The organism is Sphingomonas sp. PL20, from assembly GCF_017875905.1.
Classification (GTDB): Bacteria; Pseudomonadota; Alphaproteobacteria; order Sphingomonadales; family Sphingomonadaceae; genus Sphingomonas; species Sphingomonas echinoides.
In genome coordinates this window covers 3802331-3819349 of sequence record NZ_JAGINH010000002.1, presented here as the reverse complement: position 1 = coordinate 3819349, position 17019 = coordinate 3802331, and the positions used below count along the sequence as shown (strand labels likewise).

Genomic DNA, 17019 nt, shown 5'->3' with positions numbered 1-17019 from the left:
GAGGCTCCCTGTCCGCGATGCAATGCGTCTCGGAGCTTTGCGTGCCTGTGGAGAGTGTCGATGAGCCCCAAGTCCGTCCGCCTGATGACGGCCGCCGCCCTCGCCACCAGTGTGTTCGGGGCCAGCGCCTGCGTTCCGCTGAAGGGACATCAGGGCTATGTCATCGATTCCGATCTGGTGAATTCGGTCCAGGCGGGCACCGATAATCGTCAATCGGTGCTCGCGGTGCTCGGCAAGCCGACCTTCACCAGCGAGTTCAACCAGGGCGACTGGTATTATATTTCGCGCGATGTCCGCAATTTCGCGTACAACAATCCGCATGTGCACGATCAGGTGACGCTGCGCATCAGCTTCGATTCGCGCGGTGTCGTGTCGGCGGTGCGGCGCTCGGGGGCCGAGCAGGTCGCGTCGATCAGCCCATCGGGCAAGACTACGCCGACCTTGGGCAAGAAGCGCAGCTTCTTCGACGAACTGTTCGGCAATATCGGCACGGTCGGCGCGATCGGCGGCGGTCAGGGCGGCAACAACAACACCGGTGGCCGCGATACGCCATAACGGCGGCGACACGCTTTTGCGACAACCCTGACAGATCGCTGTCACCGGCGTTCGTAAAGCGTTCAGGGCGCGTTTGCCAAAATCCTTTGCATGGCTCGACCTTTTGATCCGGTCGGCCAGATATGGAGGATATGATGCGCAAATTCATTGCCACCGCGTTGCTCGCCGCAACCTTGGTGCCCGTTGCCGCCAGCGCCCAATCGAACGAAGAACTGCGCCGGGATCGGCAAGACATCCGGCGCGACCAGCGCGATCTTCGCGACGCCCGCCACGAGTATCGGGAGGACGTACGCGATCGGGAGCGCGCCTGGGGCCGCGATGACTGGCGCGGCTGGCGTGATCGCAACCCGAATTGGTATGCGCGCGGCCGCTGGGAAGCTCCGTTCCGCTATACCGCCTTCCGCCCCGGCCTGCGCATCGGCGCGCCTTATTATGGCCCGCGCTACATCATCGCCGATCCGTGGCGCTATCACCTGCGTCGCCCGGCTTATGGCCAGCAGTGGATCCGCCATTATGACGACGTGATCCTGGTCGATACGCGGCGCGGGTTTGTCATCGACGTGATCCGCGGCTTCTATCGCTAAACCGTATCGCATCGGCCGCGCCCCTCGGCGCGGCCGATGTTTCAGCGAATCGTGAACATCACTTGGTCGACCACGCGCCCGCCGACATCGGTGAGGCGCAGGCGGTGCGTGCCCGGGCCTGCAATGATCTCGGGCTGCGAATCGGCCGCCCCGATGTCGGTCTTGTCGAGCCACAAGCGGTGTGCGGTCACCGCCCCCGAGACATCGACCGCAAGCCGTTGCCGGTCATGCGGAATGTCCGGGTCGATCGCATAGACGCTGCCTGAGACCGGATTGGTGATGCGTGGGCGGCGCGATTCGTCGGGGGCAAAGGCGATGTGGTTCTGCCCGGTCCCGGCCAGGAAATATTCGGTGCGTGGCTGTTCGATCGCGCCCGCAAAGGTGATCGAGCGCGCTTCCACGCCCGCCGGGCGCGGCGGCGGGGCACCGCGCTCCTCGGCGTTGAGAGACAGCATGATGTCGCGCCATACCGGTGCCGCGCCGCTGACGCCCGACACCGCGCGCATCGAATCGCCCTCCAAATTGCCGACCCAGACGGCGACCGTGTATTTCTGCGTGAAGCCGATGCACCAATTGTCGCGCAGCGCCTTGCTCGTTCCCGTCTTCACCGCCGCCCAGAAGGGCAAATGCAGCGCCGAATCGAGCCCGAAGGTAACCGCGCGGGCATTGGCATCGGCCATCATGTCGGCGACGATCCATGCTGCTTGCTGGGTGGTGACCGCGCGGGGCGCGGTGTGGGGCGCATCGAGGGTCAGTCGCAGCGGTGACCAGCGCCCGCCTTGCGCAAGGCTGCGGTAAGCATCAGCCTGTTCGAGCAAGGTGACTTCGGCCGATCCCAAAGCGAGCGAATAGCCGTAATAGTCGCCATCCTCGACCAGCCCGCGATAGCCCGTATCCCACAGCCGATCGCGGAACGGATCGACCCCGACCAGTAGCAGGGTGCGCACCGCAGGCACGTTGAGCGACCCCGCCAGCGCCGAGCGCGCCGACACCGGCCCCTTGAATCCGCGATCGTAATTTTGCGGCACGTACAGGCCGGACGCGGTGTCGAGCTGTACGGGAGAATCATCGAGAATCGAGGCCGGGGTCAGATATCCCTTTTCGATCGCCTGGGCGTAGAGAAACGGCTTCAGCGTCGATCCCGCCTGGCGATAGCTGTTCGCGCCATCCACCGCAGGTGCGGTCGAGGCACCGCCGATGCCGCCGACATAGGCCAGCACGTCACCGCTGGCATTGTCCACCACCACCACCGCGCCATCGCGCGCGCGCGCGCCGCCCAGGCCCTGCAACTGCCGCTTCAACGCGACGATGGCGAGCGTCTGGATGCGGCGATCGAGCGTGGTGGTCACCTTCAGCCCGGGTTTGGTCAGCAACCGGTCGGACAGATGCGGCGCGAGCCCCGGATCGAGCGCGAGGCTGCGCGCGGGCCCGAGCATCGAGGCCGCTTCCCCGGCAAAGCGGCCACAGTCCTGCTCGTGCGACACGGCGCAGGCACGCCGCGCGACGGTCCCGGCATCGGCCTGCGGATCGGGTAGCAGCGCCGCCAGCAGCAGCGCGTCATCGCGCGCGAGCGCGTCGGGCGTCTTGCCGAACAGCCCGAGCGCGGCCGCGCCAATGCCCTGCGCTTCGCCTCGGAAACCCGCGAGATTGAGATAGGCCTCCAAGATCTGATCCTTCGACCAGCGCGATTCTAGCGCCCAGGCGGCGCGCATCTGGCGGATCTTGTCCCAGAAATGGCGCTGACCGGGGGCGGCAAGATCGGGCGCGAGGAAACCGGCGACCTGCATCGACAGCGTGCTCGCCCCGCGCGCACGCTCACCCTTGGCCTTGTCGCGCGCGACGCCCGCAAGCGCGAGCCAGTCGACGCCACCGTGTGAGAAGAAGCGTCGGTCCTCAACGCCGACGATCGTGGTGCGCGCCACCGGTGCGACATGGTCGAGCGGGGTCCAAGCGAGGCGGCGCGCCTTGAAATCAACGCGCGCGCTGTCGATCAGCACGCCGTTCCGATCATAGAGCCACGCTTCGGACGGGTGCCATGTGGCGCGGACCTGGGCGTAAGCGGGGAGCGGCGGGGGCAGGGTGTCGTAGTCGAGCGCGACGAAGGCGAGGAGAAGGAGCGTCACCCCCGCGATGCTCGCGCCCGCCCGAGTCTGGAGCGCGGCCCAAACCTTATCGCCACCCCGGCGAACGCCGGGGCCCAGTCGCGACAGTTTCTGCAAGAGAGCGCCACGCTCGATCATTCAACGGCCCGATACTGGGCCCCGGCCTGCGCCGGGGTGGATTCAACAAAGGCTATCGCTGCACGACCGTCATCGTATCGAGCGGCAGTTGCGCACGGATGGCGGGCGAATACATCGCCTCGACCCGGCTCGGCGGCAGGTTGAAGCGCCCGGCCCCGTTCAGCCGCAGCATGTACGACGCGCTGAACGCCCCGCGCGGCACCCAGCCATAATAAGCCCGCCAGGTGTCGTTGCGCCGCTCGACATAGGCGGGGACGACGCCGACCTGAATGTCCCACAGCTTGCCATCGGCATCGCGCGCCTCGAACTTGGTGCCCGGCCCTGCCTGCGCTTGCCCGGCAAGGATTTGCGACTGCCCGCCCAGATCGCCGATGATGGTTGCGCCCGCCGGGATCGGATCGTTGATCACCACCCAGTTGCGCTCGGCACTCGCCTTGACCGTGATCGTCACCTTGACCACGTCGCCGCGCGTGAGAACACCCTTGGTGCGCGCTTGCACCACCTCGACACGGCGCTGCATCTCATAACCGGCGAACAATGGCTTGGTCAGCGGCACCGCTGCCGATACCGAGACGGTGGCCCATGGCCCAGCACCGCCCGATTGCGCGAGTTTCAGCGGGGTCTGGCTCGTCGGCAACGCGAAACTTGCGGTGCGCGCGGTGGCAGCGAGCGGCCAGCTCTTGCTGATCGTCTGCGGGCCCAATCCCAATGTCGTCGTGCCGATAATCGCGCTGGCGGGATAGAGCGCACCGAACTTGCGCGCCGCGATCGTGCCCCAGGCATTGGCGGTGGTGGTGTCCCACCGTCCATGCGACTGACGCAGCGCCACGCCGACCATCATCTTGGCGGCTTCGTCCTGCCAGCCGGGTCGTCCCAGCGTGGCGATCACGGTCTTGATCGACGCTTCATCGCCCGACGACATCAGCCACCATGGCTGGTTGCTGCTGTCGGAGAGATCGAGCCGCGTGCCTTCATACACCAGCCGCGTGCGCAACACCGCCTCGGCGGCGCTCTTCAGCGCGGGGGCATTGGCAAGGCCCTGGAGATGATCGAGCGACACGAGATAATCGGCGAGCAACGCGGTTGGCATCTCCTTTGGAGTCATGCTCAATTGGCCGAGCATGGCAGGCGTCGCGGCTCCGGCGCGGGCGAGCGCGTTGAAGGCATAGACGCGCTGCCAGCGCACATCGCCATAATCCTCATGCCGCAAGCGCCCGTCGAGCACGGCCTTCAGCCCCTCGATCATCTTCGCGCGCGGCCCCGCCGGGATCGGCAATCCCGCGTCCGAGGTCATCGCCAGCACATAAGCGGTCAGCGCTTCCGAGCCGTTCAGGCTGCCCGATGGCCAATAGCGCAGCAGCCCGTCATCCGCCTGATAAGCAGGAAGATCGCCCGCCAGCGCTTGCCATAGCCCGGCATCGCCGAGCGCCACTGCGCGCGACAGCCGCTGTTCGAAGCAATCATAGGGATAGCGCGCCATGAATTCGCGCACCCCGGCGAGCGGCGGCGCCAGCGTATCGTCGAGCCGGATATCGACCGTGCCGCGCCCGGCGATCGCGCCCGCAGGCGGCTGGATCGGGATAATGGTGTCCGCGCCGACGCGCGCCAGCGTGCCCGCCCAGACTTCGACCGGATAGAGCGGCACCACCGCCTGATCGGTGGTGATCTGGTCGACCGCCTTGCCGTTCGATGCCTTGGCGCTGACATGCCAGCGCAAGCGATCGATAGTGGCGGGCGCGGTGAGATTCCACGCCACCGGCACCGCGCCGCCTGCCGGGATCGTGACCGTCAGTGGTTTGCCCTGCGCGATGGCCGGGGTCAGGTCGACCGTTGCCGTCACCGTCATCGGCTTGTCCGAGCCGTTGCGCAGCGTGAAGCTCGACGCATAGAAATCGCCGGTGCGTACGACCGGCGGAATCCCGGCATAGATCGACAAGTCCTGCGCGGTGCGCACGCTGGTCATGCCGGTGCCATAGAGTTGCGCGCCATCGGTGGCGATCGCGACCAGCTTGAACGACGACAGCGCGTCGCTGAGCGTCACCGGAATGCGGGCATGGCCATTCTCGTCGAGCGCGACGCGGCCCTTCCACAGGATCACCGGCTGGAAATTCTCGCGGTTGAGCCCGGAGGAATCGCCGCCACCGCCGCCACCGGCCTCGACCGCTTTCTTGCCATAATGACGCTTGCCGACGACTTGCGTCTGCGCGGTGGAGGTCAGCACCGACAGCGGGCGTTCGCCCATCAGCGCGGTCAGCACGTCCCAGCTGTCATTGGGGGCGAGTTGCAGCAGCGCCTCGTCGACCGCCGCAAAGGCGACATCGGCGGTGCGCGCGGGCTTGCCGTCGGGCGTCTTCACCGCGACATCGACTTGCGCCACGTCGCGCACCGCGTAGCGCGCGCGATCGGCCTTGACCGCGACTTGCAACTGATGCGCTTCCCAGCCGACCTTCACCTTGGCGATGCCGAGGCGATAGCTCGGCTTGGCGAGATCGACCAAAGCGGTTGGCTCCTGTCCCTCCGGCGGGCTGCTCGCCAGCCCAACGGATTGCGCGATGCCGTGCAGCCACGTCCAGATGCCGCTTTCGGTGCGGCCGCGCACGACCATCACGGACACGAACACGTCGGGCGCGTAACTGCCCGGCATCTTGACCTCGACCACCGGATCGGTGCCGCTGAGCTCGGTGACGAAGCTCGACAGCACGCCTTCGCGCTCGACCGTGACCAACGCGGTCGCCTTGCGGAACGGCATCCGCACTTGGAAGCGCGCGGTGTCGCCCGCTTTATAGGCTTGCTGTTCGGGCACGACGTCCATGCGGTCGCCATTGTCGCCGCCGAACCACCAATCGTCATTGCCCGCCAGCCACACGCTTTGCGTGGCGCGCGCTTCATTGCCATTCGCGTCCTTGGTCGTGGCGACGGCATAGACTTCGCCGGAAATGCCCGGCGCGATCTTACACGTCGCCAGTCCCTGCGCGTCGGTGGTCGCGGTGCAGCTTTGCGCAAGCTTGGTCGTCTTCATGCGGTTGTCATAGGCATAGAAGCCGCCGATCAGCCGGCGCCGTGCTGTCAGGATCTGGCGGCTGTAGAGCGCGACCGAAATCGCCTGGTTGGCGATGGGCTTGCCACTGGTGTCGAGCGCGACGAAGCGCAGCCGCAAATCGTCCTGCTTCATCAGCCAGCCATCGGTCTTAACGCCCAATTGCACGGCGCTCGGGAAGATCGGGATGCGTTTGGACGCGGTCAGCATTTCGCCATTGGCGTCCTGATAATCCATTTCGACCAGCATGTCGGTGACGCCGTCGAGCGTCTGCGGAACGGCGACGGTCTGTTTGCCAGTCCCGTCGCCACCGAGCGTGGTTGGCAGGGTCTGCGTTGGCGGGAGCGCGGTCTGCTCCTCCTCGCCATCGCCATTGAGCGGCTTGGTGCCCTCGGCGATCACCTTGCCGCCGAAGCTGTAACTTTCATAGCCGTCGGGCTTGGTGTCATGCGCGAAATAGCCGATGCGCATGTCGACCGGCAGGTTCGATGCGCCGCCGCCCGACAGATAGCCGACGAACAGATCGAGCAGCAGATTGGCGGGGCGGATCGCGGCGTCCTTGGGGCCGGTGACGCTCGCGCGCATTGTCGGCAATTTATATTCGTCGACCTTGAAGGATTGCGTGGTTTCTATGCGGCGGCCATCGACGATTACCGACAGGTCGTAATCGCCCATTGGCGCGCCGGCCGGGGCGGTCCATTCATTCTCGCCAATGCCATTGGCGTCGATCGTCAGCGGCAAATCGAACTGCGTATCGGACCCGCGATGCTGCAAGCGCAGCGTGCCGGACACCGCCGGGGCCATGCCGAAGCCATCGGCAATCGACGTGCGCAGGATGTGCTTCATGTGGATCGTCTCGCCCTGGCGGACGAGCATCCGGTCGAACACGGTGTGCAGCATTTCGCCGCGCGCCTGATAGCCATAGGGCAAGTCGAAGTCATAGGGGCGGATGCCTTCGCCCCATGCTGTCAGCGTGAAGCTGAAATCGTCGGCGGCGCGTGCGGAAACCATCAGCGGATGGCTGCTGGTGCCTTCGCAACTGCCCCAGGTCTCGGGTTCGGGCAGGCCCGGCGGGGCATAGACGCCGCCGCTCTTGTCGGTCACCCCGCGCGCCAGCACTTGGCCGGTGCAGCTATCGCTCACGCGCACTTCGGCCCCGGCGACGGGTTTGCCGGTGTCGAGCGCGGTCACCCAGGCGAGGCTTTTGGCGCGGCCCCATTTGAAGTGGACGCTCATATTGGTGACGAGCGCGGCGGCGGCGACATAGCGCGGGGCCTTGCGCCCCAGCAGGGCCTGGCCGAGCACTGGGCTCGCCAGTTCGACGACATAGAAACCGGGCTTGCCGCCGCCGAGCGGCATGCCGACGACTTCGAAATCCTTGCCCTTGCCGGGTAGGCCGAGCTTCAGCGACGCGCCTTGCTTGCCCAGGATCGAGGTCGCGCCGGTATCGTTGATGCGGACCTTGTCCTTGCCGCGCGTTTCCTCATGGCTGGCCGTGTCATCGGCATGGCCGACGGTGCGCAGCCATTCGGCGATTTTGCCGTCCGAGGCATCGATGCGCAGCGATTGCCCGGCGATGCTGAGGTTGGTGCCTTGTAGCGCAGGTTCGACATTGCGCACCGTCACCGGCAGCACGCCGCCCTGTTTCGATTCCAGAATGCCGAAGGGCGCGGCGAATTTCACCAGCGGCGGCGCGGCATCGAAGCGCACGTCGAGCGGGAAGCGTTCCGCATTGGAAAGCGCACGCCCGCTCTCGTCCTTAACGCCTGTTGGCAGCAGCAGCTTGGCGGTCTGCGATTCGGGCAGCGGGCTCTTGAAGCCGACCGAGGAGACGGTCGCCTTGCTCTTGGCGTCGCCATGCCCCGAATCCTCGGACGAATCATCGAACAGCGTCGGGGTCAGCAGCTTGCCATCGGCGGTCTGGATACGGATTTGCTTGGCGAGATCGGTCGCGACCGGCGCGGAGAAGCGAACCCATGCCTTTTCGACCGGATTGCACCCGGCCTGCGCGTTGACACGGCCGCATTCGAAGCGCGCGGTGAAGGGCTTGCGCACGGTATAGTCGAAGCGCTGGTCGGCACCTGCGGTCTTGCCGCTGGCCCCGGCGATGTTCGCGCCCCACACCAACGCCATGTCGGTGCCCGGCGGCAAGGGACGGCGGCACTTCAATGCGGTCACCCCGGCATAGGCCTTGGCACGCTCGGCGGCAGGCGGAATCGCAGCGGGGAGCCCGGCGCTTTCCAGGAAGTTGCGCACGTTCCAATTGTCGGTGCCCATTTCGCCCAACAGCTTGCCGGGCACATCGGCTGCGAGCACTTCAACCGGGATCTTCTCGCCAATGCCCTTGACCGCGCAATAGGCGTTGCCGGCAACCGAGGCCGGGGTGGCGGGCAGGTTGGCGGCGACCAGGAAGACCTGATCTTCCTCAATCTCGCTATCATATTGGCTGGGCAACACGGCGCGCGCGACCGGGCCGCCGGCGTCGACCGAAAACTCCTGTTGCCCGGACACGGCATAACCCGACACGCTCTTCAGCCCGGAGCGCAGCTTGAACTTGCAGACGGTGCCGCCGGGTAGGCCGTTCGCAAAATCATAGACGAAGGTCTGCGGATCGACCCAGCGCCCCTGCCCGCCAACGGCGCAGGTGACGTCGAAGGGCGAAGCCGCACGCGGATCGCCCAGCGGCACGATCGGCTGGCTGAATCGCGCGGTGAAGCGTTCGATCGCGCCGTCGCCAATGCCAGGGGTGGCCAGGATGACTTGCGGGCTGGAGTCGCCAAAAGCGGTGATCGGAGCCAGCGCCAAAGCGAGCAGTGCGACTCGGAACGCGAGCTTCATCGAATCCTCCCCAAGACCTTATCGCATGCTATAAAGCGACGAACCGTGCTAGTACAGCGACGAATGGTGACGGCGTGATGACAGCTTGCTACGCCGTCACAGCTGTTAGACACTCCGTGTAGATCGACTCGGGGGGCCGGTCGAGGGGAGGAACGCTCTTGGGGGGAGAGTGGATCATCGCCGCGCTGGACGCGGTCGCGCGCGAGACGATGCTGTTCGCCGCGCTTGGCTTTCTCGTCGGTGGCCTCGATGATGTCGCGGTCGATGTTGCCTGGATGGGGACGCGGCTGTGGCGGCGGTCGGACGGGTTGCCCGCCACGCTGGAGGGCTACACCCGGCGCGTGCCGCGTCGGATCGCGGTGTTCGTCGCCGCCTGGGACGAAGCGGGCGTGATCGGCGCGATGTTGCGGACCTGCCTCGCACGCTTCGACCATCCCGACTACCGCATCTATGTCGGCACCTATCCCAATGATCTTCCGACCATCGCCGCCGTCGCGGAAGTCGCGGCGGACGATGACCGGATCCGGTTGGTGATCGGCCCGAACGATGGACCGACGACCAAGGCCGATTGCCTGAACGCGCTATGGGCGACGCTGCTGCGCGATGAGCAACGTGAACAGATTCGCGTGGCGGCGGTCGAACTGCACGATGCCGAGGACATGGTGCATCCGGGCGAATTGCGCGTGATCGATGCGCTGATCGGGCGCTATGCCGCCGTACAATTGCCGGTCTTGCCGTTGGTGGATGGCAAAGCGCGGCTCATATCGGGCCATTATGCCGACGAGTTTGCGGAGGCACACGGGAAGAATCTCGTGGTGCGTCAGGCGCTGGGGGCAGGGTTGCCGCTGGCGGGCGTCGCGTGCGCGATTGAGCGCGGGATGCTCGAGCGGATTGCGGCGGCGCGCGGCGGCATGCCGTTCGATGCCGACAGCTTGACCGAGGATTATGAGCTCGGCCTGCACATTGCGGGGCTGGGCGGGCGTGGCGCGTTCGCGCGCGTGCGGGAGCGACCGGGCGGGCCGTTGGTCGCAGTGCGAGCCTATTTCCCCGCGACGCTGCAAACCGCCGTTCGGCAGAAATCGCGCTGGATGACGGGCATCGCGCTGGCGGGGTGGGACCGGATGGGGTGGGCGGGCCCGCTCGACCTGCACGAACATTGGATGCGCATGCGCGACCGCCGCGCGCCGATTTCGGTGCTGGTGCTGGCGATCGCCTATGTCGCGTTGGTGGCCTGGGGTGCGTCGCAGCTGGGCCATGCGCTGCTGGATGGCGGGGGGCTCCCGCTGTCCGATCCGATGGTGGGGCTGTTGCACGTCAACGCGGTCTTGCTGCTGTGGCGGCTTGCCTCGCGGGCGGCGTTTACCGGTGCGGCCTATGGCTGGCGCGAGGCGGCGTGGTCGCTGCCGCGCGCCTTTGTCGGCAATCTCATCGCCTTGCTCGCCGCGCGGCGCGCGATGGTTGCCTATGTCGCGTCGCTGCGCGGGACGGCGCTGCGCTGGGACAAGACCCAGCACACCTTTCCGGATCTGGCGCAGGTCGATCAGTGAAAGCCGGGCGGGGCCGCCCTTTGCGGTTCCTCGCTGGGTTCCTGCTGGTCTGGGTCGGGGTGCGGGTGGCATTGCTGTGGCCGCATATCCATTCTGCGGCGGACGTGTTTCGCGCGGTCGTGCCGGTGCCGGTCGCGGCGATCACGGAGAAATCGTCCGTCGCGGTCGCCGGACCAGCGGCGGGGGACAGTGTGCGGCGCTGGCACCGTGCCGCCGTGGCCAGGCCGCATGGCAGGGTGGCACTCCGCACGCCCGATCCGACTCGAGTCGCGCTCGCGCTGCTTGGTCTGGTCCGCTATGGCGACCCGCAACCGGTGACGCAGGCCGCCCCGTTGGTGCCAGGCTTGCCCCATCCGCCGCGCGAACCCCCGCCACCGCACGCGCGCTCGCGCTGGTCCGGGAGCGCCTGGCTGCTCGCGCGTGGCGGTGCCGGGCTCGCGCCGGGCGGGCTTGGCGGGCAACTCGGCGGGTCGCAGGCGGGGGTGCGGCTCGCTTATGCGATCGATCGCAAACGTCGCGTCGCTGTGGCCGGGCGTGTGTCCTCGCCGCTGGGGCCGGGCCTGCGCGAGGCGGCGCTGGGCGTCGAATGGCAGCCGACTCGCCTGCCGCTGCGACTGGTCGCCGAACAGCGCTTCGCGATTGCGGGCGGACGCAGTGGTCCGGCGCTCGCAGTGGTCGGCGGACTTGATCCAACGCCGTTGCCGCTCGGGTTTCGGCTCGAAGGCTATGGCCAGGCCGGGGTGATTCGCCGCACCGCGACCGAGGCTTATGTCGACGGTGCCCTCCGCGTCGCGCATCCGCTGGCCGACATCGGCCGCGTTCGCCTCGATTTCGGCGCAGGGCTGTGGGGCGCGGCGCAGCGCGGCGCGGCGCGGCTCGATCTTGGGCCGTCGCTCGCCTTTGTGATTCCGATTGGCGAGCGGTCGGTCCGGCTGGGGCTGGACTGGCGGCAACGCGTCGCCGGGGCCGCGCGCCCCGGATCGGGGCTGGCGGTTACGCTTGGCAGCGATTTCTGAAACGGCGTGCTTTGCGCGGGAAGCGCGAGCGGCTAACGCTGTCGGGCAATGGACATCTACCTGCCCATCGCCAATCTTTCGGTCAACGCGCTCGTCATCGTGTTGCTGGGCGGTGGCGTCGGGCTGTTGTCGGGCATGTTCGGTGTCGGCGGCGGCTTTCTGACCACGCCGTTGCTGATCGTCTATGGCATTCCGCCAACCGTCGCCGCCGCTTCGGCTGCAAGCCAGGTGACCGGGGCGAGCGTCTCGGGCGTGTTCGCGCACGTCCGGCGCAAGGGCGTCGATTTCAAGATGGGCGGGGTGCTGGTCGCAGGCGGGCTGGTCGGGTCGGTGTTCGGCGGCTGGGTGTTCCGCTTGCTGCAGGCGAGCGGACAGATCGATACCGTGATCGCGATCGTCTATGTCGTATTGCTCGGCTCGATCGGCAGCATGATGGCCAAGGAGGCGCTGGGCGCGATTCGCGCGGCGCGGCTGGGGCTCGCGCCCACGGCGCGCAAGCGGCGGCATCATCCGCTGGTCGCGTCGCTGCCGCTGCGGACGCGCTTCTATCGCTCGGGGCTGTATATCTCGCCGCTGGCCCCGCTGCTGCTCGGTTTCGGCGTCGGCATCCTGACGATCCTGCTCGGTGTCGGCGGCGGGTTCATCCTGGTGCCGGCGATGCTGTATCTGCTCGGCATGACGACGCAGGTGGTGGTCGGCACCTCGCTGTTCCAGACGCTGTTCGTCACCGCGATGGCGACGATGGTGCACGCGACGACGACCAAGGCGGTCGATATTGTCCTCGCGGCGCTGCTGCTGCTCGGCTCGGTCGCGGGGGCGCAGATCGGTGCGCGCTTTGCCGCGAAGGTGAAGCCCGAATATCTGCGGCTCGCTCTGGCGGTGATCGTATTGCTCGTCGCCGGGCGGATTGCGCTGGGGCTCGGCTGGCGGCCCGACGAACTCTATTCGGTCGAATTGTCGTGAGGCGCGGCTGGATCGCGGTTCTGCTGGCACCGCTGTTGATGGCGCAGTCCAAGCCGGTGCTGGTGCCCGACGTGTCGCAACGCGACATCGAGATCCAGTACAGCTTTACCGGCGCGAACTTGCTGCTGTTCGGTGCGATCCTTTATCCCGGCGGGCGCTTGCCCGATGACGACAAGCCGACCGACATCGTGGTGGTGGTGAAGGGGCCGGTGCAATCGATCCTGGTGCGCGAAAAGCAGAAACTGGGCGGGCTGATCTGGGTCAATGCCAGTCGCTTGCGCTATCGCTCCGCCCCCAGTTTCTATGCGATCGCCTCGTCCAAGCCGATTGCGCGGATGCTCGATGCGCGCACCAGAGCCATTTACGAACTGGGTTTGTCGAGCCTGCAATTGTCGCCTGCCTCAAGTGCGCCGACGCAGGAACAGGACCGTTTCGCGCGCGGGCTGGTCGAATTGAAGGCGCGCAACGGACTGTATGTCGAAGCCCCGCGGGCGGTCGAGATCACGCAGGGCGTGCTGTATCGTGCGCGCGTCACGATTCCCGCACGGGTACCCGTGGGGCGCTTCACGGCGGAAACCTTCCTGATCCGCGATGGCCGCGTCTTGGCGGTGGCAACGCGCGAAATAGACATCCGCAAATCGGGCTTCGAACGCTTCGTCGCGCGTTCGGCGGATCGGCATTCGGTGGCGTACGGGCTGGTTGCCGTGGCCCTGTCGGTGCTGTTCGGCTGGGGCGCTGGGGTGATCGCGCGGCGCTTCTGAGGGCATTTGTGGCGGCCCGGCACCACGCCCTCACGCGCGGTCGCGGAGACTTTCGGCATCGCCCCGTTCGTCACCCAATCTTTACCGGTCACCCTGCATGAAAGCGGCTCGATGCAAGCAAGGGCTTTGGATGACCGAGATGCCGGGCGGGAATGCCTTTGTCCAAGCCGTGCCGCTGGCGCAGATGCCGTGCATCGGCATGGTGTTCGACATTGCCGGGTCGAGCAGCATGGTGATGCTCGATCCCGTCGCGCTTGAAACGACGATGGGGCATGGCGATCCCGTCATCGCCGCCGCCGGATCGGTCGGCAGCCAGATCAAGGTGCGCGTCAGCGGGTCATGGCTGATCGCCAATATCCGTTCGTTGAAACTGGTCGATGGGCATGAGGACCGCATCGCCGCGCAGGTCGATTTCCTGGGCGAGGGCGATGAGGAAAAGCTGACCGGAAAGCTGTATAATTTCCGCCGGGGCGTCACGCGCTATCCGACGCCGGGCTATCCGGTCTATCCGGTGTCGACCGCCGATCTGACGCAAGTCTATGCCGCCGACGAGCGCGCGAATATCGAGATCGGCACGGTCTATCCGACGCCGGACATTCGCGCCGCTCTCTATGTCGATGCGCTGCTCGGCAAGCATTTCGCGCTGCTCGGCTCGACCGGCACCGGCAAGTCGACCGCGGCCGCGCTGATCCTCCACCGCATCTGCGAGCTGGCACCGCAGGGGCATATCGTGATGGTCGATCCGCACGGCGAATATGCCGCCGCCTTCAAGGGCAATGGCGCGATCTACGACGTGTCCAATCTACAAATGCCGTATTGGCTGATGAATTTCGCCGAACATTGCGAGGTGTTCGTCACCGCATCGGGCGCGGAGCGGCAGATCGATGCCGACATCCTCGCCAAATGCCTGCTCGCCGCGCGCGCCAAGGGACGGCTGGGGCAGGAGATCAGCAAGCTGACGGTCGATGCGCCGGTGCCGTATCTGCTGAGCGATCTGTCCAACCTAATCCAGCTCGAAATGGGCAAGCTCGATCGGGCGGGCGACACCGCGCCCTATTTGCGGCTGAAGACCAAGATTGACGAGATCAAGGCCGATCCGCGCTACGGCTTCATGTTCTCGGGCATGCTGGTCGCCGATACGATGGGCGCGTTCCTCGAGCGGATCTTCCGCTTGCCCGGCGACGGCAAGCCGATTTCGATCATCGACGTGTCGGGCGTGCCGAGCGAGATCACCTCGGTGGTGGTGGCGGTGCTGGCGCGGATGGTGTTCGACTTTGCGATCTGGTCGCGCGGTGAAGCGCAGCGGCCAATCCTGCTCGTCTGCGAAGAGGCGCATCGCTACATCCCGAGCGGGCAGCATGCCGATTTTTCGAGCGTCGGGCGCATCCTCAGCCGCATCGCCAAGGAAGGCCGCAAATATGGCGTGGCGCTGGGGCTGATCACGCAGCGGCCGTCGGATCTGGCCGAGGGCGTGCTGTCGCAATGCGGCACGATCATCGCGATGCGCCTCAACAACGATCGCGACCAGGCCTTTGTCCGTGCAGCGATGCCCGAGGGTGCGCGCGGATTTCTCGATTCGATCCCCGCCTTGCGCAACCGCGAGGCGATCGTCTGTGGCGAGGGCGTGGCGATCCCGATTCGCGTCGCCTTCGATACGCTGGCCGACGACAAGCGCCCGGCATCGGACGACCCCGTCTTCTCACGGCTATGGCGCGAAACCGGCGGCGAGGGCGAGATGATCACGCGCACGCTCAAACGCTGGCGCGCACAGGGGCGGTAAGGCGGCCGCGCGTGTTCGGTGAAAAGGGGCGTTACGCCCCCGGGCGTACCGCGAGCAGGCTCGCCACCTTCGCCTTGAACTGGCGCAATTGCTCGCCCGACAGCGTGGCGATGCTGGAGAAGGAGAAGCCACGCGGGTTGACCGCGACGCCATTGCGGATGACTTCCCAATGGAGATGCGGCCCGGTCGACAGACCGCTCGAGCCGCTATAGCCAATCACCTGACCGCGCGCGACATGCTGGCCCGAACGCGTCGCGAACCGGCTGAGATGGCCGTAGCACGTCACGATATTGCCGCCATGCGCCATCTTGATGAAATTGCCGTATCCGCCGCTGCGCCCGGCATAGACGATCGTGCCATCGGCGGGGGCGTGGATCGGCGTGCCCCACGGCGTGCCGATATCGATGCCCTTGTGCATCCGCGTGAAGCCGAGCAGCGGGTGGAAGCGCATCCCGAAGCTGGACGTTACCCGCGCCATCGACACCGGCATGGTGAACATGCCCTGGCGTTCGGCCTGGCCCGAGGCTTCATACCAGGTGCCGTCGGTCCATTTGACCAATTGCGTCTTCTTGTCGCCGTGATCGAGCCCGGCAAAGAGCAGATTGCCGAGCTGCTGCTCGCCGGTTGCGGCGCGCTGACGCTCGATCACCAGATCATAAGTGTCGCCCGAGGACACCCGCCCGATCGCGAATTTGGTGGCGATCGCCTTGATATAGGTTTCGACCAGCTTGACCGGCACGCCGGCCGCGCGCGCCGAGCGATACAGGCTGCCACCGACCGGGCCCTGAATGCGCAGCGGGGTATTGTCGATCGCGATTGCCTGGCGAGTGAGCGTCAGGCCGCTGCCGACGCGCTTCAACGTCAGTTCCAGATCGAAGCGCGCGCGCACCGACAGCGCTTCCAGCGGACGCGCGACGGTCTTGTTGGGGCGCCGCCCCAGCGTCATCGGAATTTGCGTGCCGGGTTTCAGATCGCCGAGCGGCACGGCGGACGAGATCAGCGCGGTCGCATCCTGCGCATCGCGCTCGGACAGACCTGCGCGTTGCAGCATGTCGCCAAAGCCGCCGCCGCGCCCGACGGTGACGGTGCGATCCTCGATCGGGCGTTCGGGCGCTTCGGCGAGCGGGACGACCAAGTCGTTCGCCGCCATATGCCGCCCGCTGTCACCACCCCAGGCGATCGGCGCGATCGCCTGCGCGCGCGCTTCGTCACGATCGGTGCCGGAGAGCGGGCTGGGCATGGTGCCGAGCAAGGGACGACCGATCGGCGGCGCGATCGCGATTGCGCCCGCGCACAAGGCGGCGCAGGTCGCCGCGCCACGCCACCATTCGAGCGAACCGATCCGCGATCCGAGATCGGGCACCCAATCGATTTGCAGTGCGGCAGCGCGCAGCCGATCGACCAAGCCCAGTTCGGGCTGAGGCACGATCGCGCGGCCGAACGCCATCGTCGCCGTACCGCCCGCCTGCTCCAGGCCATGATCGCTTCGCAAGAACAAGGCTGAGGATGCCCCCGAAAATTCCAATTGCCGCCAGTACCCGCCCCGCAGCATCGAGCGTAGGACTGTGCCGCGCAAAGCCTAAAGTCAAATTAACCGCGACGTCGAAACGGGCGGCGCGCGGCGAAGCGGTTGGTCTATGCGGCGAAGGGATGGAACCTAGGGAAAAGCGCGTAATTCAATATGGTTAAGGAAATCTC

At 66.6% G+C, this 17019-nt stretch carries 10 protein-coding genes; 7 read left to right on the top strand and 3 right to left on the bottom strand.

The window, feature by feature from the left end; genetic code table 11:
• The first annotated feature begins 60 nt into the window (after positions 1 to 60).
• Positions 61 to 555 (top strand): outer membrane protein assembly factor BamE, encoded by a 495-nt coding sequence (locus H4W01_RS17925; RefSeq protein ID WP_010405826.1) that lies wholly within the window; start codon positions 61 to 63, stop codon positions 553 to 555.
• Between the two features lie 134 nt (positions 556 to 689).
• Positions 690 to 1139, top strand: a complete 450-nt coding sequence (locus H4W01_RS17920) for an RcnB family protein (protein WP_209612709.1) — start codon at positions 690 to 692, stop codon at positions 1137 to 1139.
• 41 nt (positions 1140 to 1180) lie between these two features.
• On the opposite strand, the gene pbpC is transcribed toward H4W01_RS17920, so the two are convergent.
• Both pbpC and H4W01_RS17910 read right to left on the bottom strand, forming a co-directional pair.
• Positions 1181 to 3379: a penicillin-binding protein 1C gene (pbpC, locus tag H4W01_RS17915; protein ID WP_334685335.1), complete on the bottom strand. Its 2199-nt coding sequence runs from the start codon at positions 3377 to 3379 to the stop codon at positions 1181 to 1183.
• 52 nt (positions 3380 to 3431) lie between these two features.
• Positions 3432 to 9254, bottom strand: a complete 5823-nt coding sequence (locus tag H4W01_RS17910) for an alpha-2-macroglobulin family protein (protein WP_209612708.1) — start codon at positions 9252 to 9254, stop codon at positions 3432 to 3434.
• A 158-nt stretch (positions 9255 to 9412) separates the two neighbouring features.
• Between H4W01_RS17910 and H4W01_RS17905 the strand changes: the two genes are divergently transcribed.
• The 5 genes from H4W01_RS17905 to H4W01_RS17885 all read left to right on the top strand — a co-directional run bounded on the left by H4W01_RS17905 (position 9413) and on the right by H4W01_RS17885 (position 15321).
• Positions 9413 to 10801 carry a glycosyl transferase family protein gene (locus H4W01_RS17905; RefSeq protein ID WP_209612707.1) on the top strand — a complete coding sequence of 463 codons (1389 nt, stop codon included), beginning with the start codon at positions 9413 to 9415 and terminating at the stop codon, positions 10799 to 10801.
• Between the two features lie 20 nt (positions 10802 to 10821).
• Positions 10822 to 11817 (top strand): hypothetical protein, encoded by a 996-nt coding sequence (locus tag H4W01_RS17900; protein WP_334685334.1) that lies wholly within the window; start codon positions 10822 to 10824, stop codon positions 11815 to 11817.
• A gap of 48 nt (positions 11818 to 11865) precedes the next feature.
• Positions 11866 to 12780 (top strand): sulfite exporter TauE/SafE family protein, encoded by a 915-nt coding sequence (locus tag H4W01_RS17895; protein WP_010405461.1) that lies wholly within the window; start codon positions 11866 to 11868, stop codon positions 12778 to 12780.
• Between the two features lie 38 nt (positions 12781 to 12818).
• The gene (locus H4W01_RS17890; RefSeq protein ID WP_435803876.1) at positions 12819 to 13541 is read left to right on the top strand and encodes a TIGR02186 family protein; all 723 of its coding nucleotides are present in this window, start codon (positions 12819 to 12821) and stop codon (positions 13539 to 13541) included.
• 130 nt (positions 13542 to 13671) lie between these two features.
• Positions 13672 to 15321: an ATP-binding protein gene (locus H4W01_RS17885; protein WP_209612705.1), complete on the top strand. Its 1650-nt coding sequence runs from the start codon at positions 13672 to 13674 to the stop codon at positions 15319 to 15321.
• Positions 15322 to 15352: 31 nt separating this feature from the next.
• On the opposite strand, the gene H4W01_RS17880 is transcribed toward H4W01_RS17885, so the two are convergent.
• Positions 15353 to 16819 (bottom strand): M23 family metallopeptidase, encoded by a 1467-nt coding sequence (locus H4W01_RS17880; RefSeq protein ID WP_209612704.1) that lies wholly within the window; start codon positions 16817 to 16819, stop codon positions 15353 to 15355.
• Positions 16820 to 17019: the final 200 nt, after the last annotated feature.

Bases quoted from the DNA above. Each gene is read 5' to 3' on its own strand.
- H4W01_RS17925 (WP_010405826.1), top strand. From the start codon at position 61: ATGAGCCCCAAGTCCGTCCGCCTGATGACGGCCGCCGCCCTCGCCACC.
- H4W01_RS17920 (WP_209612709.1), top strand. From the start codon at position 690: ATGCGCAAATTCATTGCCACCGCGTTGCTCGCCGCAACCTTGGTGCCC.
- pbpC (WP_334685335.1), bottom strand. From the start codon at position 3,379: ATGATCGAGCGTGGCGCTCTCTTGCAGAAACTGTCGCGACTGGGCCCC.
- H4W01_RS17910 (WP_209612708.1), bottom strand. From the start codon at position 9,254: ATGAAGCTCGCGTTCCGAGTCGCACTGCTCGCTTTGGCGCTGGCTCCG.
- H4W01_RS17895 (WP_010405461.1), top strand. From the start codon at position 11,866: ATGGACATCTACCTGCCCATCGCCAATCTTTCGGTCAACGCGCTCGTC.
- H4W01_RS17890 (WP_435803876.1), top strand. From the start codon at position 12,819: ATGGCGCAGTCCAAGCCGGTGCTGGTGCCCGACGTGTCGCAACGCGAC.
- H4W01_RS17885 (WP_209612705.1), top strand. From the start codon at position 13,672: ATGACCGAGATGCCGGGCGGGAATGCCTTTGTCCAAGCCGTGCCGCTG.